The organism is Erwinia sp. JH02, from assembly GCF_013074405.1.
In the GTDB taxonomy this organism is placed as follows: Bacteria; Pseudomonadota; Gammaproteobacteria; order Enterobacterales; family Enterobacteriaceae; genus Erwinia; species Erwinia rhapontici.
Genome location: NZ_JABANZ010000005.1, coordinates 266,063 through 283,841, shown reverse-complemented (window position 1 = coordinate 283,841; position 17,779 = coordinate 266,063). Strand labels below are relative to the sequence as shown.

Genomic DNA, 17,779 nt, shown 5'->3' with positions numbered 1-17,779 from the left:
CAACAGTTATTTCTTATTGTCGAAACAATCGCCTGGAAAACCAACGGAAGCGGCTCATGCGGCCCTGACCCCTACGGATTCTGAGTTGAAATCCCAGGGGCGAGGCAAGCCTCGCCCGGTGCCATCATCCGACACGTCACAGAGGATTATTTCTTCGGTGGACGGCCTTTCACGGCACGGTAAACCTTGAAGCGTCCGTTCTGCAACAGCACTTCATGGCTGCCAAAGGTTTCGTCCAGCACCTGTGGGTAAGGCAGGAAGGCGTTCGCCACGATCCTAAGTTCACCGCCGGTGTTAAGGTGAGTAATGGCCCCCCGGATCAGCGTCTGTGCAGCATCCAGACTGGTCTGCACGCCGTCATGGAACGGTGGGTTGGAGAGGATCATGTCAAAGCGGCCCGGAATGTCGGAGTAGACATTACTGGCGAACACTTCACCTTCGAGCTGGTTCGCCGCCAGCGTGGCTTTACTGGCTTCAATTGCCGCCGCATTCACGTCGGTCAGCGTCAGGCGCACTTTCGGCGAGTGACTGGCCAGCAGGGCAGCAATCACCCCGGCGCCGCAGCCCATATCCAGCACTTTACCTTTGGTGTGCGGTTTAAGGGTGGAGAGCAGCAGCTGGCTGCCAATATCCAGTGCATCGCGGCTGAACACGCCAGGCAACGTTTTAATCGTGAGATCGCCGAGCGGGTATTCATCCCAGAAACTGTCAACGTCGAAGGTCGGTTGCTTGTCCAGGCGGCCATGATAGAGACCACAGCGGCGAGCGCTGTCGATCTTAGTGACCGTTGCCCAGCCTTCCAGCATCTGCTCCGCACTGCGAACGCCGCTGCGGTTTTCGCCGATAACGAAAATATCGCAGCCCACGGGCAGCAGTGACAGCAGATTCTGTAACTGGAACTGTGCTTCTGGTTTGTTCTTTGGCCAGTAATAGACCAGAGTGTTGCAGTCGGCGACCACCTCAGCGGTGGCAACCAGGCCATAATGGGCGCTTTCCCCAAGGGCACGGCTGAGGATCTGCCAGTGATGGTATTGCTGGGTATGTACCCGGCTCAGTGCCGTTTCCAACTGGGCGGGCAGGTCATCCTGCAGGTCACCAGCAAACAGCACGCGGCGTTCAGTAAACTCATCACTATGGCGCAGTATCACTTCACTGGCCGGGGTAAATGCGGACATCGATGGCTCCTTATAAATCAGAGCGGCGATTATAGTCGTTTGTTGGCGCAGTTTCGACGAATTTGCTAGCATGGCGACGCAATCAGGCGACCAGACAGGAAAAAAAGATGTCTTCCAGACGTGACTGGTTATTACAGCAAATGGGCATAACGCAGTATACGCTGCGGCGTCCGCGTGCCTTGCAGGGGGAAATTGCGGTGACCTTGCCCGCAGAAATTCGCCTGGTGATTGTGGCAGAAACGCCCCCGGTGCTGAACGATCCGTTAGTGATGGACGTTCTGCGCGCACTGAACCTGCATGAGCCGCAGGTGCAGATATTTACCCCTGACCAACTTATGATGCTGCCGGATGACGCCCGCTGTGCCAGCTGGTGTTTAGGGCTCGATGCTCCGGTGCCACTGGCCGGAACCCAACTGGCTTCGCCTTTGCTGGCGGAGCTTTATCACAATGCCGACGCCAAACGGGCGCTCTGGCTGCAGATTTGCCAACATGAATCAGATTTCTTTACTCACCCCGAACGATCTTGAACAGGCGTTTGCCATTGAGCAGCGCAGCCACGCTTTTCCCTGGTCAGAAAAAACCTTCTCCAGCAATCAGGGCGAACGTTACCTGAACTTTCGCCTGGAGGTGGACGGCGTGCTGGCCGCCTTTGCCATTACGCAGGTCGTGCTGGATGAAGCTACGCTGTTTAACCTGGCCGTTGATCCGGCGTTTCAGCGCCGTGGCCTCGGGCGCCAGCTGTTACAGCATCTGATTAGCGAGCTGGAACAGCGCGGCGTACTGACGCTGTGGCTGGAGGTGCGCGCGTCTAACACGGCGGCTATCGCGCTTTATGAGCAGTTGGATTTCAATGAAGTCTCAATACGCCGCAACTATTATCCGACGATAGACGGTAAAGAAGACGCGATCATGATGGCTTTAACTATTTAACAGGGAACCTCACTGATGCTAAAAGACTGGGACTGGATTTTATTCGACGCTGACGACACGTTATTCCACTTCGATGCGTTTGCCGGTTTGCAGCGTCTGTTTCAGCAGTACGACGTGCAGTTTAGCCGTGCCGATTACGATGATTATCAGGCGATTAATAAGCCGCTGTGGGTGGATTATCAGAACGGGGCGATCAGCGCCTTGCAGTTACAGCATCAGCGTTTTGAGAGCTGGGCCGCGAAGCTGGATGTCACCGCTCAGGACCTGAACAGTGGCTTTTTGAGCGCAATGGCTGAGATTTGCACGCCGCTGGTCGGTGCCGTCGACCTGCTGAATGCGCTGAAGGGCAGGGTGAAAATAGGCATCATCACCAACGGTTTTACGGCCCTTCAACAGGCGCGTCTGGAACGTACCGGCTTCCTGGGCGTGTTTGATCTGCTGGTGATTTCTGAGCAGGTGGGCTATGCCAAGCCGCATCCGGCGATCTTTGATTATGCGCTGACCCGCATGGGCAATCCTGCGCGTGAGCGGGTGTTGATGGTCGGGGATAACCCGGATTCAGATATTCTGGGGGGGATTAATGCGGGTCTGGCCACCTGCTGGCTGAATGCTGAGGGTCGGGCGCAGCCGGAAGGGATCAACCCGACCTGGCAGGTCACATCGCTGAAAGAACTCCAGGATAAATTAGTGTAAGGGCGGACCGAAAAAAAGGCACGCCCCCGACGTGTAGGGGCCGATCATTGTTTTCGATCGGCCCGTTTACGTTGCCCGGTCAGGTGTTTTACCGCCCCAGTTTGTCGAAATCTGATGCGTCGTGACGTTCAGGCAACTGCTCTTCCGGCGCACCCCATGTCCGGTTGACGATGCGGCCGCGTTTGACGGCCGGGCGCTGTGCGACTTCTTCGGTCCAGCGCACCAGATTTTTGTATGAGGCGGCATCAATAAACTCTGCGGCTTCATACATCAATCCCTGCACCAGCGCGCCATACCACGGCCAGATAGCGATATCGGCAATGCTGTATTCGTTTCCGGCAATGTAGCGATGCTCTGCCAGTTGCTTATCCAGCAGGTCGAGCTGACGCTTGGCTTCCATCGTAAACCGGTCAATGGCGTATTCAATTTTGACCGGGGCATAGTGATAGAAATGCCCGAAGCCGCCACCAAGATAAGGCGCCGCGCCCTGTAGCCAGAATAACCAGTTCAGCACTTCAGTACGTCCCGCCGCATCTTTTGGCAGGAAATGCCCGAATTTCTCCGCCAGATACAGCAGGATTGCACCAGACTCAAACACGCGAGTGCCCGGAACCGTGGTGGTGTCGAGCAGCGCCGGGATTTTTGAATTCGGGTTAACCGCAACAAAACCGGACGTGAACTGCTCACTTTCACCAATGCGGATCAGATGCGCGTCATATTCCGCGCCCTGCACGTTCAGTGCCAGCAACTCCTCCAGCAGGATGGTCACTTTCTGGCCGTTTGGTGTGCCCATGGAGTAGAGCTGCAACGGGTGTTTCCCGACGGGCAGGCTGGCTTCAGAACGTGCACCCGCGGTTGGGCGGTTAATGCTGCCCCAGGTGCCACCCAGACCTTTATTCTCGCTCCAGACTTTGGCTGGTTGATAGTCGTTGTTACTCATAGCAGTAATGGTCCTTTCTTAGGGGAACGTGATCGCGATGGCCTGAAAGTATGGACCATGCCGATAAATACAGTTCACATATAGCATTCTCTGCAACCCCAGGTTTATCCTCAATGAGCACTGTTGATCAAAAGGAGAGGAAAAATGGCGGCATCTGACAACGCGCATCTTGAGCAGGAGGGGCTGATAACAACCCTGGATGGACGGCGCTGCTGCGCCTGGCAGGCGACAATGCCTGACTATCATGATCGCGAATGGGGCAGGCCTGTGGTGAGCGATCGCCTGCTGTTTGAAAAAGTCTGCCTGGAAAGTTTTCACTCTGGCATGTCGTGGCAGATGATTTATAACAAGCGCGAAAACTTTCGCCGTGCGTTCGACGGTTTCGATTTCTCTCTCGTCGCGCAGTATGACGAGCAGGATGTGACGCGACTGATGGCAGATAAAAGCATTGTCAGAAACCGCGCCAAGATCCTCTCCGCGATTAACAATGCCCGCTGTGCGCAGAGACTGGTGGCAGAAGCCGGGTCACTGGCAGCCTGGTTCTGGCAGTTTGAACCGACAGCAGCCGATCGCCCACAGCGCATTGACCTGCATTACTGGCAAACGCAAAACACCTCACCGGAAGCGACAGCGATGTCGAAAGCATTGAAAAAACGGGGCTGGACGTGGGTGGGACCGGTGACCACTTACTCGCTGATGCAGGCGCTGGGGCTGGTGAACGATCACCTTGAGGGCTGCGGCTGCCGGGCCGAGTGTGAAGCTGAACGTGCGGCATTGCACAGGCCGTACTGAAGAGCAGTAAGCCTGCGCGCACGCTTTCGGTTGAATAAGCGCCGGTCAGTCATTGTGTCTGACGCCGGGATAGGCGAAAATGCCGACCATTATTGATTAATCGGCTGTGAAAACCGTCGCACGCGCTCTGCCGTGCACTGGCACAGCGCCAAACCAGAAGAAGCTTCATGTCAAATGCACCGTTTATGCAAGAGGTGGCTCGTCGCCGCACTTTTGCCATCATTTCTCACCCGGATGCCGGTAAAACCACCATCACTGAAAAAGTGCTGCTGTTCGGACAGGCTATTCAGACCGCCGGTACGGTAAAAGGCCGTGGCTCTAACCAGCATGCAAAATCTGACTGGATGGAGATGGAAAAACAGCGTGGGATCTCGATCACCACCTCGGTGATGCAGTTCCCTTATCGCGGTAGCCTGGTCAACCTGCTGGACACCCCTGGGCACGAAGACTTCTCCGAAGATACCTACCGTACGCTGACGGCGGTTGACTGCTGTCTGATGGTGATTGACACCGCAAAAGGCGTTGAAGATCGTACCCGTAAGCTGATGGAAGTTACCCGTCTGCGTGATACGCCGATCCTGACGTTTATGAACAAACTTGACCGTGACATCCGCGATCCGATGGAAGTGATGGACGAAGTTGAGAGCGAGCTGAAAATCGCCTGTGCGCCAATCACCTGGCCTATCGGCTGTGGCAAACTGTTCAAGGGCGTTTACCACCTGTACAAAGATGAAATCTACCTTTATCAGAGCGGTAAAGGCCATACCATTCAGGAAGTGCGCATCGTCAAAGGGCTGGATAATCCGGAGCTTGACGCGGCGATTGGTGAAGACCTGGCGGCACAGCTGCGTGATGAGCTGGAGCTGGTGCAGGGGGCTTCGCATGAGTTCGACCGCGATGCCTTCCTGGCAGGTAAATTAAGCCCGGTATTCTTTGGTACGGCGCTGGGTAACTTCGGCGTTGACCATATGCTGGACGGGTTGGTGGAGTGGGCACCCTCACCGATGCCGCGTGACACTGACGTACGTACCGTCAGCGCCACGGACGAGAAATTTACCGGCTTCGTGTTTAAGATCCAGGCCAATATGGACCCGAAACACCGTGACCGCGTGGCCTTTATGCGTGTGGTCTCCGGTAAATATGAAAAAGGCATGAAACTGCGTCAGGTCCGTACCGGGAAAGATGTGGTGATCGCCGATGCGCTGACGTTTATGGCGGGTGACCGTTCGCACGTTGAAGAAGCGTATCCGGGCGATATTATCGGCCTGCATAACCACGGTACCATCCAGATTGGCGACACCTTTACCCAGGGTGAGAACATGAAGTTCACCGGTATTCCGAACTTCGCCCCGGAACTGTTCCGTCGTATTCGTCTGCGCGACCCGCTGAAGCAGAAACAGCTGCTGAAAGGGCTGGTACAGCTGTCAGAAGAGGGGGCAGTGCAGGTGTTCCGCCCGGTGCACAACAACGATCTGATCGTTGGCGCTGTTGGGGTGCTGCAGTTCGATGTGGTGGTTGCGCGTCTGAAAAGCGAATACAACGTGGAAGCGATCTACGAAGCGATCAACGTCTCAACCGCCCGCTGGGTGGAGTGCAGTGACGCGAAGAAGTTCGATGAATTCCAGCGTAAAAATGAGGTCAACCTGGCGCTTGATGGCGGTGACAACCTCACTTATATCGCACCGACCATGGTGAACCTGAATATCACCCAGGAGCGTTATCCTGACGTGGTGTTCCGCAAAACCCGCGAGCATTAATCCCGCAGAGGGGCGGACCTTCTTTACCGGTCCGCCCTGAATCACCTTTACAGACTCCTCCTAAAACCCCTCTTTTTTGCTGCTTTATCCATCAAATCAACCACCATTCCCGGTGAAATCCTCATTACCGACTATATTCATGTCTACAGGACGAAAAATATGCGGCGCGATGGCTGCAACGTTCAATGGCAAAAGCAGCACGAATTGCCGACAACTACAGTCACGCCGTTTGTGACTGAAAAGCTCACCGTTGTGAGTGGTAAAAGACAAAAGGAACGAATCGATGATGAAGACTAAGATGACAAAAACCCTGATGGCGTTAGTGGTAGGTTCTGCTCTGGTAAGCGGTTCTGCTCTGGCAGAAGGCACCTTGATGAACAAAACAGAGTCTACGGCGGATAGCGCGGGTTCGAAAATCGATAGCTCTATGAAAAAAGTCGGTGGCTACATGGATGACAGCGGCGTTACCGCTAAGGTAAAAGCCGCATTGGTGGATAACGATGCGATTAAAAGCACCGATATTTCCGTTGAAACACACAGTGGTGTGGTGACACTTAACGGTTTCGTGACTTCGCAGGAGCAGGCTGAACTGGCCGTGGCCGCTGCGAAGAAAGTGGAAGGTGTGAAATCCGTTAGTGACAAACTGCACGTAAAAGACAGCACAAAACAGACAGTTAGCGGTTATGCCGGTGATGCAGCAACGACCAGCGAAATTAAAGCTAAACTGTTAGCTGATGACATCGTTCCTTCGCGCAATGTGAAAGTGGAAACCACCAATGGTGTGGTACAGCTTTCCGGTACGGTGAAAACCCAGGCGCAGTCTGAACGCGCTGAAGGCATTGCCAAAGCGATTGAAGGTGTTAAGAGCGTTAAAAACGATTTGACCGTTAAATCGTAATAAACCAGCGGCCCTGGTTTACCGGGGCCGCCAGTTGATTCATCTGCACAGAACAAACATTCCCCCTGCCTGGCAGGAGAGGTGAATGATAAAAAATAGTTAGACTTCACTACTGGTAAGGAGAGACATATGTTTCGATGGGGTATTATTTTTCTGATTATTGCGCTGATTGCCGCAGTCCTGGGCTTCGGTAATTTAGTGGGTGCGGCTACAGGCGCAGCTAAGATTGTGTTTTTCGTCGGTATTATTATTTTCCTTGTCAGCCTGTTTACCGGGCGTAAAAAACTTTAGTCCCTGGCCTGAGTCGCTGAATAAGCAATAAGCGCCTCACGCACCTGACCAAGAACAGGTATCCTCTTTCTCTTTACCTTGAGAGGATACCTGGCTTGGGCACACGCATTCCGATAACCCTTGGCAATATTGAGCCACTGGCGTTAACACCCTTCCGGCCAGGCAAACTCGCTCTGGTATGCGAAGGCGGTGGGCAGCGCGGTATCTTCACCGCCGGTGTTCTGGACGCTTTCCAGCAGGCCCGCTTCAACCCCTTTGATCTGATGCTCGGCACCTCTGCCGGGGCGCAAAATCTCTCTGCTTTTGTCTGCGGCCAACCGGGCTACGCTCGCCGTGTCATCACCCGTTATACCACCCGTAAACAGTTCTTTGATCCGCTGCGTTTTGTGCGTGGAGGGCATTTGATCGATCTCGACTGGCTGATCGATGTGACCCGCAAAGAGTTCCCACTGGCCGTTGATGCCGGGGAGAAACTGTTCTCCAGCGGTCGCGAATTCTATATGTGTGCCTGCAGAAGCGACGATTATACGCCGGATTATTTTTCACCGACCGCCGATACCTGGCATGACATTATCAAGGCTTCCAGCGCCATTCCGGGTTTTTACCGGCCGGGTGTTGATCTCTCCGGCGTCAGCTATCTTGATGGCGGCATCCGCGATGCCATTCCGGTGCGCGAAGCCGCACGGCGCGGCGCGGAAACCATAGTGGTGATCCGCACGGTACCCTCGCAGATGACCTATACTCCTTTGTGGTTGAAACGCGTTGAACGCTGGCTGAGTGAGGGCGCACTGCAACCGCTGATCAACGTTTTGCAGGTGCATGAAGAGAGCTATCGCGAGATCCAGCGCTTTATCGACAACCCGCCGGATTCGCTGCGCATTATTGAAATCTATCCGCCGCGCCCACTGGCCAGCAACGCGCTCGGCAGTCGGATTGCTGCGCTCAATCAGGATTATCACCTTGGCCGCCGCTGTGGGCGTTATTTTCTTGCCACGCTCGGTCAGTGGCTAAACGACGGCAACCGTCTTATCCGGCGGCCGGTGGTGCCATTGCTGCCCGTTGCCAATGAACCGCATCGGCAGGGGATTAACCTGCCATCGTTGCCGGGTAATGATGAAGATTTTGATAAAGGATCGCTGGCATGACGCTGCGCTTTGTAGACACCCACTGCCATTTTGATTTTCCGCCGTTTGTGGGGGATGAAACGGCCAGCCTGCAACGGGCGGCTGCCGCAGGCGTTGAGCGAATTATTGCTGTTGGCGTCTCCGCAGAGCGCTTTGATGGGGTGATTGCGCTGGCTGAGTGCCATGATGCGGTTTATGCCGCGCTCGGCGTGCATCCAATGGCGATTGCAGAGCATCGGCCTGAGGATTTGCAGGTGCTGGAGCAGCATCTGCAACGGCGGCACCCGAAGCTGGTGGCGATTGGGGAAATTGGTCTCGATCTCTACATCGACAATCCGCAGTTCGAACGACAGCAGGCGCTGCTGGATGCGCAGCTTAGGCTGGCGCGTGATTATGACCTGCCGGTGATCCTGCATTCACGCCGCACTCATGACAAGCTGGCGATGCATCTGCGCCGTATCAGCCTGCCACGTTGTGGTGTGGTACATGGTTTTGCCGGCAGCGAACAGCAGGCGCTGGCCTTTATCCGTGCGGGCTATGCGATTGGCGTAGGCGGTACCATTACCTATGAACGCGCCAGTAAAACTCGGCAGACTCTTTCCCGGCTGCCGCTGACTTCGTTGCTGCTGGAAACCGACGCACCCGACATGCCATTACAGGGGTATCAGGGGCAGCCCAACCGTCCGGAGCGGGTCAGGGAAGTCTGGGAAACGTTGTGTGCACTCCGGCCCGAATCCCCGCAACATATTGCTGATACTCTGCGAGAAAACACCCGTACGCTATTTGGCGTGTGAGCTGACTATACTTTTATCCTTCCACATAACGAAAAACAGAATGTTATAATTATAACATTTCCTTATGATGTCGCTGAACGCCGTTATTTGCCTCAGTGGCGCCTTTTTGCGTGATGATTATCAAATTTCTTGCGAAAATGATGAAACAAGAATCCTTTTATTGTGAAATCACCCACAAAATAGTCTAATGCTGGCTGTTATAATTTTAACATTACAGGGCGTCGCGGGTTGAGTATATGTCGACCCCGCCCTCATAAAACCTGTCTGGAGAGAACGATGTCCGATGTGAAATCTCAGGCGCTGCGTGCGCTGCAACTGATGGATTTAACCACGCTCAATGAGGATGATACTGACGCTAAAGTGATCGCGTTATGTCACCAGGCGAAATCTCCGGGTGGTAACACGGCAGCCATCTGTATCTACCCGCGTTTTATTCCGATTGCCCGCAAGACGCTGCGTGAGCAGGGGACCCCAGACATTCGCATCGCTACGGTGACCAACTTCCCGCACGGCAACGATGATATTGATATTGCACTGGCGGAAACCCGTGCAGCGATCGCCTACGGTGCGGATGAAGTGGATGTGGTATTCCCGTATCGCGCATTGATTGCGGGTAACGAAACCGTCGGATTTGAGCTGGTAAAAGCCTGTAAAACTGCGTGTTCAGACGCTAACGTGCTGTTAAAAGTAATTATTGAAACGGGTGAGCTGAAAGAGGAAGCACTGATCCGCAAAGCATCCGAAATTGCCATCGATGCAGGCGCTGACTTTATCAAAACCTCAACGGGCAAAGTGCCGGTTAACGCCACCCCTGCAGTGGCGGAAATCATGATGCGTGTGATTGCCGAAAAAGGGGTCAAGCAGCAGGTCGGCTTTAAGCCTGCCGGTGGCGTGCGCACCGCCGATGATGCTGCACTGTATCTGAAACTGGCAGATGACATTCTGGGCAGCGACTGGGCCGATGCCCGCCATTTCCGTTTTGGCGCTTCCAGCCTGCTGGCCAGTCTGTTAAATGCGGCGGGCTTCTCAGGCGCAACCAGCGACAGCAAATACTAACAGCTGACGGGTCAGGTCTGCCTGACCGCTGTGACGGCGGGTATCACCATCCTGTTTACCCGTAGGGGTTAGGGCATGCCCTACCCGTTGAACCATTTTCGCTATTAATACCGGGGGTTACCGTGTTTCTGCCACAAGAAATTATTCGAAAAAAACGTGATGGACAGGCGCTAAGTGAAGAAGAGATCCGTTTCTTTATCAATGGTGTGCGTGATAACACGGTCTCTGAAGGGCAGATTGCTGCACTGGCAATGACGATTTACTTTCACGATATGTCGCTGCCTGAGCGCGTGGCGTTAACCATGGCCATGCGTGACTCCGGTTCGGTACTCAACTGGAAGGCGCTTAATCTCAATGGCCCGGTGGTGGATAAACACTCCACGGGGGGCGTTGGCGATGTGACCTCCCTGATGCTGGGGCCAATGGTCGCGGCCTGCGGCGGCTATGTACCGATGATCTCTGGCCGTGGCCTTGGTCATACCGGCGGCACGCTGGATAAGCTTGAGGCTATCCCCGGCTTTGATATTTTTCCGCAGGACGATCGTTTCCGCCAGATCATTAAAGAAGTGGGTGTGGCGATCATTGGCCAGACCAACTCACTGGCACCGGCAGATAAACGTTTCTATGCCACACGTGATATTACCGCCACAGTTGACTCGATCCCGCTGATTACGGCGTCGATCCTCGCCAAAAAACTGGCTGAAGGCCTGGATGCGCTGGTGATGGACGTGAAAGTCGGGTCAGGTGCGTTTATGCCGACGTTTGAAAAATCAGAGGCGCTGGCGCAGGCGATTGTTGGCGTGGCGAACGGCGCGGGATGCAAGACCACCGCGTTGCTGACGGACATGAATCAGGTGCTGGCATCCAGTGCAGGAAATGCGCTGGAAGTGCGCGAAGCGGTGCAGTTCCTCACCGGTGAATACCGCAATCCGCGACTGCTGGAAGTGACGATGGCGCTGTGCAGCGAGATGCTGCTCTCCGGTGGCCTGGCAACGTCGGCAGATGATGCGCGCAGCAAGCTTCAGGCTGTGCTGGATAATGGCCGTGCGGCTGAAATATTTGCCCGTATGGTGGCAGCACAGAAAGGACCGACAGACTTTATTGAACGGATGGACAGTTATTTGCCTGCACCGATGTTGAGCAAAGCGGTGTTTGCCGACAGGCCTGGCATCGTTAATGCCATGGACACGCGTGCACTTGGCATGGCGGTAGTATCGCTGGGTGGCGGCCGTCGTCGCGCCAGTGACAGTATTGATTACAGCGTAGGTTTCAGCGATGTGGCGCAACTGGGTGATGCGGTGGACGGTCAGCGTCCGCTGGCCGTGATCCACGCGTCTGATGAAGCCAGCTGGCAGGAAGCGGCCAGCGCGGTAAAACGCGCCGTTGCCGTTGGGGAGGGCGTACCCGCCTCAACGCCAGTTATTTATCGCAGAATATCCTGAGAAGGAGTATTCTGTTCTGATCGCATTTTTTTAACGCTCATCGCGACTATCGCGCAGGAGATCAGGATGAAACGTGCATTTATCATGGTGCTTGATTCCTTTGGGATCGGGTACAGCAAAGACGCCGACAAGTTTGGCGATAAAGGCTCGGATACCCTCGGACATATTGCTGAGGCGTGCTTCAAGGGTGAAGCAGACAAAGGGCGTAAAGGCCCACTCCATCTGCCCAACCTCACGGCACTGGGTTTAGGTAAAGCGGCGGAAGCCTCCAGCGGTAAATTCCCGCTGGGGCTGGATAAAGACGCCGAGATTATTGGCGCTTACGCATACGCCAGCGAGCTCTCCTCCGGTAAGGACACGCCGTCGGGTCACTGGGAAATCGCCGGTGTACCTGTGCTGTTTGACTGGGGGTACTTCAGCGATCTGGAAAATAGCTTCCCGCAGGAGCTGCTCGATCTGTTGGTGGAAAAAGCCAATTTGCCGGGTTATCTCGGCAACTGCCACTCTTCCGGCACGGTGATCCTCGACCAACTGGGCGAAGAACATATGAAAACCGGTAAGCCGATTTTCTATACCTCTGCCGACTCGGTGTTCCAGATTGCCTGCCACGAAGAGACCTTCGGCCTTGATCGCCTCTACGAACTTTGTGAGATTGCCCGTGAAGCGCTTACCGAAGGGGGGTACAATATTGGCCGCGTGATTGCGCGTCCGTTTATTGGCGACAAAGCAGGAAACTTCGAGCGTACCGGGAATCGTCACGACCTGGCGGTAGAGCCGCCTGCGCCAACCGTCCTTAAAAAGCTGGTTGACGAGCAGGGCGGTGAAGTGATTTCAGTGGGTAAAATTGCGGATATCTATGCGCATGTCGGCATCACCAAAAAGGTGAAGGCGACCGGCCTGGATGCGCTGTTTGATGCCACTGTCGCTGAAATGAAAACAGCGCCGGACAACAGTATTGTGTTCACTAACTTTGTTGATTTTGACTCAACCTGGGGACACCGCCGCGATATTCCTGGCTATGCCGGTGGGCTGGAGTTATTCGACCGCCGTTTGCCTGAGCTGATGGCACAGGTGAAAGAAGGGGATATCCTGATCCTCACCGCTGACCACGGCTGTGACCCAAGCTGGCAGGGCACCGAGCATACCCGCGAGCATATTCCTGTGCTGATTTACGGGCCGGGCGTTAAGCCGGGTGATTACGGTTATCGCGATACCTTCGCCGATATCGGTCAGACGGTCGCTCACTATTTTGGTCTTTCACCCATGGAATACGGTAAGCCGTTATTCTGAAGGTTGAAGTAACACTCTATTTTTTGAGATAAGGATGAAACATGGCTACGCCACACATTAACGCTGAGATGGGTGATTTCGCTGACGTTGTGCTGATGCCGGGCGATCCGCTGCGTGCAAAGCACATTGCTGAGACCTTCCTGCAGGACGTCGTGGAAGTGAATAACGTGCGCGGTATGCTGGGCTACACCGGGACTTACAAAGGCCGTAAGATCTCCGTCATGGGTCACGGCATGGGCATCCCGTCTTGCTCTATCTATGCGAAAGAGCTGATCACCGAATTCGGCGTGAAAAAAATCATCCGTGTGGGCTCCTGCGGTGCGGTACGTGCCGATGTGAAACTGCGTGACGTGGTGATTGGTATGGGTGCCTGCACCGATTCCAAAGTGAACCGCATGCGTTTTAAAGACCACGATTTCTCAGCGATTGCTGATTTTGACATGGTCCGTAACGCGGTTGATGCAGCGAAAGCGCTGGGTGTGAAAGCGCGTGTGGGCAACATCTTCTCTGCTGACCTGTTCTATACGCCAGACCCACAGATGTTCGACGTGATGGAAAAGTACGGCATTCTGGGTGTGGAAATGGAAGCTGCAGGCATCTACGGCGTGGCCGCAGAGTTTGGCGCCAAAGCGCTGACCATCTGCACCGTATCTGACCATATCCGTACCCATGAGCAGACCACCGCCGCAGAGCGTCAGACCACCTTCAGCGAGATGATTGAAATCGCGCTGGAATCTGTGTTGCTGGGCGATAAAGAGTAATTTCTCCCGCGAGGCTGGCATTCAGCCAGCCTCCGTTTATCAGCGTTCCTTTCAAAAAATCACGCGAAATGCCGCGCACAGCCGACCTTCATTAACGACATTTGTCCGTAATCTTCACCCGGTTGATATCAAACACACTGTCGTCAGCGGCAGAGAAAATCACCGGCCCTGTGACTTTGCCCTGAGGTTTTAATTTCCCGCGCGCCAGATGCTCATCAACACGGTCAACCGGGAATTCCCGGCCATCACGCGAATACCCTTTCAGGCAAAACATCTGCAAGTCGATATTTTTCGCTGTGGTATTTTTCAGCGTAACGTTAAACGTTTTCCCGTAATTATCCAGGCCATCTGACGACAGGGATTTCAACTCTTTTTGAGTGGAATAAACAGCGATCCCGGATTGATCTGCGGCAACAGCAGCAGCAGAAAAACACAGGCCCACAGTGGTCATCGTGATGATAATAAAGCTCCGTTTCATCGTTGTACTCCTTAGTTTTCAGGCATCAAGAACGCATAAGCGCTCGGGAGTGTTTAAGATGCAGCTGAGGTGAAAAGGAGTACAGAACACGAAAAGCTATTTCAACGGAATAGCTTTATTTGCTGTTAGATAAGGAAGACGTCGCTTTATTTTCTGTATCGGAAGCCGGAGGGCTACCGACTGTTTCAGCGTCTGTTTCACTCTCGTCATCATCCTCTTTCACCGGATTGTTTGCGGTGAGCAGGAACGGCGACTGCTGCCAGCGGGTACGACGATCGCGCAGCAGAGTACGGGAGAGAATAATGCCGATGGCCAACGCCAGGATCATCATTAAGCGCAGTATATTGGTGGTGTTATCCACCTGCTTAGCTTCGGTGACCAGTACATGGGTATCCAGCGTGACGCGCAGAAATCCGCGCGGGCCGTCTTTGCTCGCCAGCGGCTGGACAATCTGATGGTTAAAGTAACTACCGGCACGCTGGCCATCCAGTGCCAGGCGGTCGCGTACGTTAATGCTTTCACCGCTGTGTGCGATCAAACTTCCCTCGCTGTCATACAGTGAAGCATCAAGAATGCGGCTTTCATGGGTCATCTGGTCGAGTGAATCGATAATTTTTTGATGATTATCATCCGGATTGTCCATCAGCGGCGTCAGCGTCCAGGCGACCTGGCGTGTCAGCGTATGGGCCAGTTCTTCAACCTGTTCAGAACGCGCCATCTGGTGCCCCAGACTGAACCACGAGGCGCCCTGCATCAGCACGACCAGGAGTGTCAGGCAAATCAGGACGATCACCGTACGGTGAAGACGAAACTTCAGTTTGGCTTTTGCCATCTCAACCCTTCAATCCTGGAGAAAGAACCGCTTTCCGGTCATTAGCTTTATGTTGCCAGAAGGCGGGCTTACAGGGTAGCCTCTTGCGTGGTTTTAATGCTCTGCCTATGTTGAGCAACAATAGTGATAATTAAGTCCTTACAGGAGCTGTGATGCCAAATAGCCTCACCTGGTGCGACCTGCCTGCCGAAGTCTCTCTCTGGCCGGGGTTACCTCTATCTTTGAGCGGTGATGAAGTGATGCCGTTGGATTACCGTGCTGGCCGTACCGGCTGGTTGCTGTATGGGCGCCAACTCGATAAGGCCCGACTGACAGAATATCAGCGCCAGTTAGGCGCTGCGATGGTGATCGTCAGTGCCTGGGTGGTGGAGGATTATCAGGTGGTACGCCTGGCCGGTTCCCTGACACCGCGTGCGATGAAGCTGGCCCACGATGCGGGCATGGATGTTGCTCCGTTAGGGCGCATTCCCCACCTGAAAACGCCAGGTCTGCTGGTGATGGACATGGACTCCACGGCGATTGAAATCGAATGCATCGACGAGATCGCCAAACTGGCGGGCAGCGGCGAGCTGGTGGCGGAAGTCACCGAGCGTGCGATGCGCGGTGAACTGGACTTCGCCGCCAGCCTGCGTCAGCGTGTGGCCACGTTGAAAGATGCCGATGCCAACATTCTGAAAACCGTGCGTGACCAGCTACCGTTGATGCCGGGCCTGACTTCGCTGGTTGCTAAGCTGCAGGCGCTGGGCTGGCATGTAGCGATTGCTTCCGGCGGCTTCACGTACTTTGCTGAATACCTGCGCGATACGCTGCACCTGTCGGCGATTGCCGCCAACGTGCTGGAAATCCGCGATGGCAAGCTGACCGGCGAAGTGCTGGGCGACATCGTTGATGCACAATATAAGGCAGACACGTTGCGTAAGCTGGCTGCCCGGTTTGAGATTGCTCCAGAGCAGACGGTGGCCGTCGGTGATGGCGCCAATGATCTGCCGATGATCAAAGCCTCAGCGCTGGGCATCGCCTATCATGCCAAACCGAAAGTGAACGAGCAGACCGAAGTGATTATTCGTCATGCTGACCTGATGGGCGTCTTCTGTATTCTCAGCGGCAGCCTGATCCACGAAGAGCGTTAAGGGGTAGATTTGGCCAAAGCGGTAAAGCGCGCCTTTGTCTGTAACGAGTGCGGCGCAGATTATCCTCGCTGGCAGGGCCAATGTAGCGCCTGCCATGCATGGAATACGATTACTGAGGTGCGTCTGGCGGCATCGCCTGTTGTTGCGCGCAATGAGCGCCTGACAGGTTACGCCGGTAGCGCCGGGCCAAGCCGCGTGCAGAAACTGTCGGACATCAGTCTCGACGAACTCCCGCGGTTTTCCACCGGTTTTAAAGAGTTTGACCGTGTGCTGGGCGGTGGTGTGGTCCCGGGCAGTGCGATTCTGATCGGGGGTAACCCCGGCGCGGGGAAAAGTACCCTGCTGTTGCAAACCCTGTGCAAGCTGTCAGAAGGGATGAAAACCCTGTATGTCACCGGGGAAGAGTCGCTGCAACAGGTGGCGATGCGCGCCCATCGTCTGGGATTACCCACTGAAAATCTGAATATGCTGTCGGAAACCAGCATCGAGCAAATCTGCCTGATCGCCGAGCAGGAGCAGCCGAAACTGATGGTGATCGACTCGATACAGGTGATGCATATGGCCGATATCCAGTCCTCTCCCGGTAGTGTCGCGCAGGTGCGTGAAACCGCAGCCTATCTGACCCGTTTCGCCAAAACCAAAGGTGTCGCCATCGTGATGGTGGGCCACGTGACGAAAGACGGTTCCCTGGCAGGGCCGAAGGTGCTGGAACACTGTATTGACTGTTCGGTACTGCTGGATGGTGATGCGGACTCGCGTTTCCGTACCCTGCGCAGCCATAAAAACCGCTTTGGTGCGGTGAATGAGCTGGGCGTGTTTGCCATGACCGAGCAGGGGCTGCGTGAAGTGAGCAACCCATCGGCGATATTCCTAAGCCGTGGCGACGAAGTCACCTCCGGCAGTTCAGTGATGGTGCTGTGGGAAGGAACACGTCCGCTGCTGGTGGAGATTCAGGCGCTGGTGGATCATTCGATGATGGGTAATCCGCGGCGCGTTGCAGTGGGCCTGGAGCAGAACCGTCTGGCGATCCTGCTGGCCGTATTGCACCGCCACGGCGGCCTGCAAATGGCCGATCAGGATGTGTTCGTCAACGTCGTGGGTGGGGTGAAAGTCACGGAAACCAGTGCCGACCTGGCCCTGATGCTGTCGATGGTTTCCAGTCTGCGTGACCGCCCGTTACCGCACGATCTGGTGGTGTTTGGTGAAGTGGGGCTTGCGGGGGAGATCCGCCCGGTGCCAAGTGGTCAGGAGCGTATTTCCGAGGCGGCTAAACATGGTTTCCGCCGCGCCATTGTGCCGATAGCGAATGTGCCGAAGAAGCCACCGGAAAATATGAAAGTGTACGGTGTGAAGAAGCTGGCTGACGCGTTGTCTATACTTGACGAATTATAATGGA

The 17,779-nt window shown here is 54.9% G+C and carries 19 protein-coding genes; 15 read left to right on the top strand and 4 right to left on the bottom strand.

Going from position 1 to position 17,779, the window contains the following annotated elements; genetic code table 11:
• Positions 1-146: 146 nt before the first annotated feature.
• On the bottom strand, positions 147-1,175 hold the full coding sequence (rsmC, locus tag HHI26_RS13880) for a 16S rRNA (guanine(1207)-N(2))-methyltransferase RsmC (protein ID WP_133842412.1): 1,029 nt from the start codon (positions 1,173-1,175) through the stop codon (positions 147-149).
• 107 nt (positions 1,176-1,282) lie between these two features.
• On the opposite strand from rsmC, the gene HHI26_RS13875 reads away from it, so the two are divergent.
• From HHI26_RS13875 to yjjG, 3 genes are read left to right on the top strand one after another with little or no spacing between them, the layout of a single operon-like run.
• The gene (locus HHI26_RS13875) at positions 1,283-1,702 is read left to right on the top strand and encodes a DNA polymerase III subunit psi (RefSeq protein ID WP_133842411.1); all 420 of its coding nucleotides are present in this window, start codon (positions 1,283-1,285) and stop codon (positions 1,700-1,702) included.
• Entirely contained in the window at positions 1,665-2,105 is a 441-nt protein-coding gene (rimI, locus tag HHI26_RS13870) for a ribosomal protein S18-alanine N-acetyltransferase (protein ID WP_133842410.1), read from the top strand. The genes HHI26_RS13875 and rimI overlap by 38 nt, the downstream gene beginning before the upstream one ends.
• 15 nt (positions 2,106-2,120) lie before the next feature.
• A complete protein-coding gene (gene yjjG / locus HHI26_RS13865; RefSeq protein ID WP_133842409.1) occupies positions 2,121-2,798 on the top strand; it encodes a pyrimidine 5'-nucleotidase in 678 nt (225 codons plus the stop codon).
• Positions 2,799-2,886: 88 nt separating this feature from the next.
• Here the strand turns inward: yjjG and yghU are convergent, their stop codons facing one another.
• Positions 2,887-3,738, bottom strand: a complete 852-nt coding sequence (yghU, locus tag HHI26_RS13860) for a glutathione-dependent disulfide-bond oxidoreductase (protein WP_133842408.1) — start codon at positions 3,736-3,738, stop codon at positions 2,887-2,889.
• 144 nt (positions 3,739-3,882) lie between these two features.
• Here yghU and HHI26_RS13855 point away from each other — a divergent pair, with 144 nt between their 5' ends.
• The 10 genes from HHI26_RS13855 to deoD all read left to right on the top strand — a co-directional run bounded on the left by HHI26_RS13855 (position 3,883) and on the right by deoD (position 13,943).
• Positions 3,883-4,530, top strand: coding sequence for a DNA-3-methyladenine glycosylase I (locus HHI26_RS13855; RefSeq protein ID WP_133842407.1), 648 nt, complete (start codon positions 3,883-3,885; stop codon positions 4,528-4,530).
• A gap of 167 nt (positions 4,531-4,697) precedes the next feature.
• Positions 4,698-6,287, top strand: a complete 1,590-nt coding sequence (gene prfC / locus HHI26_RS13850; protein ID WP_133842406.1) for a peptide chain release factor 3 — start codon at positions 4,698-4,700, stop codon at positions 6,285-6,287.
• Positions 6,288-6,570: 283 nt separating this feature from the next.
• Entirely contained in the window at positions 6,571-7,185 is a 615-nt protein-coding gene (osmY, locus tag HHI26_RS13845) for a molecular chaperone OsmY (RefSeq protein ID WP_133842405.1), read from the top strand.
• Positions 7,186-7,314: 129 nt separating this feature from the next.
• Positions 7,315-7,476, top strand: a complete 162-nt coding sequence (locus HHI26_RS13840; RefSeq protein WP_133842404.1) for a DUF1328 family protein — start codon at positions 7,315-7,317, stop codon at positions 7,474-7,476.
• A gap of 95 nt (positions 7,477-7,571) precedes the next feature.
• Positions 7,572-8,621: a patatin family protein gene (locus HHI26_RS13835; protein WP_159336854.1), complete on the top strand. Its 1,050-nt coding sequence runs from the start codon at positions 7,572-7,574 to the stop codon at positions 8,619-8,621.
• On the top strand, positions 8,618-9,394 hold the full coding sequence (locus HHI26_RS13830) for a TatD family hydrolase (RefSeq protein WP_171149245.1): 777 nt from the start codon (positions 8,618-8,620) through the stop codon (positions 9,392-9,394). The genes HHI26_RS13835 and HHI26_RS13830 overlap by 4 nt, the downstream gene beginning before the upstream one ends.
• A 276-nt stretch (positions 9,395-9,670) precedes the next feature.
• The gene (gene deoC, locus HHI26_RS13825; protein WP_171149244.1) at positions 9,671-10,450 is read left to right on the top strand and encodes a deoxyribose-phosphate aldolase; all 780 of its coding nucleotides are present in this window, start codon (positions 9,671-9,673) and stop codon (positions 10,448-10,450) included.
• A 122-nt stretch (positions 10,451-10,572) separates the two neighbouring features.
• Positions 10,573-11,892 carry a thymidine phosphorylase gene (deoA, locus tag HHI26_RS13820; protein WP_133842400.1) on the top strand — a complete coding sequence of 440 codons (1,320 nt, stop codon included), beginning with the start codon at positions 10,573-10,575 and terminating at the stop codon, positions 11,890-11,892.
• A gap of 66 nt (positions 11,893-11,958) precedes the next feature.
• Positions 11,959-13,182, top strand: a complete 1,224-nt coding sequence (gene deoB, locus HHI26_RS13815) for a phosphopentomutase (protein ID WP_167863341.1) — start codon at positions 11,959-11,961, stop codon at positions 13,180-13,182.
• Positions 13,183-13,223: 41 nt separating this feature from the next.
• Positions 13,224-13,943, top strand: a complete 720-nt coding sequence (gene deoD / locus HHI26_RS13810; protein WP_171149243.1) for a purine-nucleoside phosphorylase — start codon at positions 13,224-13,226, stop codon at positions 13,941-13,943.
• A 91-nt stretch (positions 13,944-14,034) separates the two neighbouring features.
• Here the strand turns inward: deoD and HHI26_RS13805 are convergent, their stop codons facing one another.
• Positions 14,035-14,421: a DUF4354 family protein gene (locus HHI26_RS13805; RefSeq protein ID WP_159336856.1), complete on the bottom strand. Its 387-nt coding sequence runs from the start codon at positions 14,419-14,421 to the stop codon at positions 14,035-14,037.
• Positions 14,422-14,536: 115 nt separating this feature from the next.
• On the bottom strand, positions 14,537-15,253 hold the full coding sequence (locus tag HHI26_RS13800; protein ID WP_133842396.1) for a YtjB family periplasmic protein: 717 nt from the start codon (positions 15,251-15,253) through the stop codon (positions 14,537-14,539).
• Positions 15,254-15,405: 152 nt separating this feature from the next.
• Here HHI26_RS13800 and serB point away from each other — a divergent pair, with 152 nt between their 5' ends.
• Both serB and radA read left to right on the top strand, forming a co-directional pair.
• Positions 15,406-16,383: a phosphoserine phosphatase gene (gene serB, locus HHI26_RS13795; RefSeq protein WP_133842395.1), complete on the top strand. Its 978-nt coding sequence runs from the start codon at positions 15,406-15,408 to the stop codon at positions 16,381-16,383.
• Positions 16,384-16,392: 9 nt separating this feature from the next.
• Positions 16,393-17,775 (top strand): DNA repair protein RadA, encoded by a 1,383-nt coding sequence (gene radA / locus HHI26_RS13790; RefSeq protein ID WP_133842394.1) that lies wholly within the window; start codon positions 16,393-16,395, stop codon positions 17,773-17,775.
• Positions 17,776-17,779 lie beyond the last annotated feature (4 nt).

Coding starts and splice junctions, on each gene's coding strand:
- rsmC (WP_133842412.1), bottom strand. CDS start 1,175: ATGTCCGCATTTACCCCGGCCAGTGAAGTGATACTGCGCCATAGTGAT.
- HHI26_RS13875 (WP_133842411.1), top strand. CDS start 1,283: ATGTCTTCCAGACGTGACTGGTTATTACAGCAAATGGGCATAACGCAG.
- rimI (WP_133842410.1), top strand. CDS start 1,665: ATGAATCAGATTTCTTTACTCACCCCGAACGATCTTGAACAGGCGTTT.
- yjjG (WP_133842409.1), top strand. CDS start 2,121: ATGCTAAAAGACTGGGACTGGATTTTATTCGACGCTGACGACACGTTA.
- yghU (WP_133842408.1), bottom strand. CDS start 3,738: ATGAGTAACAACGACTATCAACCAGCCAAAGTCTGGAGCGAGAATAAA.
- HHI26_RS13855 (WP_133842407.1), top strand. CDS start 3,883: ATGGCGGCATCTGACAACGCGCATCTTGAGCAGGAGGGGCTGATAACA.
- prfC (WP_133842406.1), top strand. CDS start 4,698: ATGTCAAATGCACCGTTTATGCAAGAGGTGGCTCGTCGCCGCACTTTT.
- osmY (WP_133842405.1), top strand. CDS start 6,571: ATGATGAAGACTAAGATGACAAAAACCCTGATGGCGTTAGTGGTAGGT.
- HHI26_RS13840 (WP_133842404.1), top strand. CDS start 7,315: ATGTTTCGATGGGGTATTATTTTTCTGATTATTGCGCTGATTGCCGCA.
- HHI26_RS13830 (WP_171149245.1), top strand. CDS start 8,618: ATGACGCTGCGCTTTGTAGACACCCACTGCCATTTTGATTTTCCGCCG.
- deoC (WP_171149244.1), top strand. CDS start 9,671: ATGTCCGATGTGAAATCTCAGGCGCTGCGTGCGCTGCAACTGATGGAT.
- deoB (WP_167863341.1), top strand. CDS start 11,959: ATGAAACGTGCATTTATCATGGTGCTTGATTCCTTTGGGATCGGGTAC.
- deoD (WP_171149243.1), top strand. CDS start 13,224: ATGGCTACGCCACACATTAACGCTGAGATGGGTGATTTCGCTGACGTT.
- HHI26_RS13805 (WP_159336856.1), bottom strand. CDS start 14,421: ATGAAACGGAGCTTTATTATCATCACGATGACCACTGTGGGCCTGTGT.
- HHI26_RS13800 (WP_133842396.1), bottom strand. CDS start 15,253: ATGGCAAAAGCCAAACTGAAGTTTCGTCTTCACCGTACGGTGATCGTC.
- serB (WP_133842395.1), top strand. CDS start 15,406: ATGCCAAATAGCCTCACCTGGTGCGACCTGCCTGCCGAAGTCTCTCTC.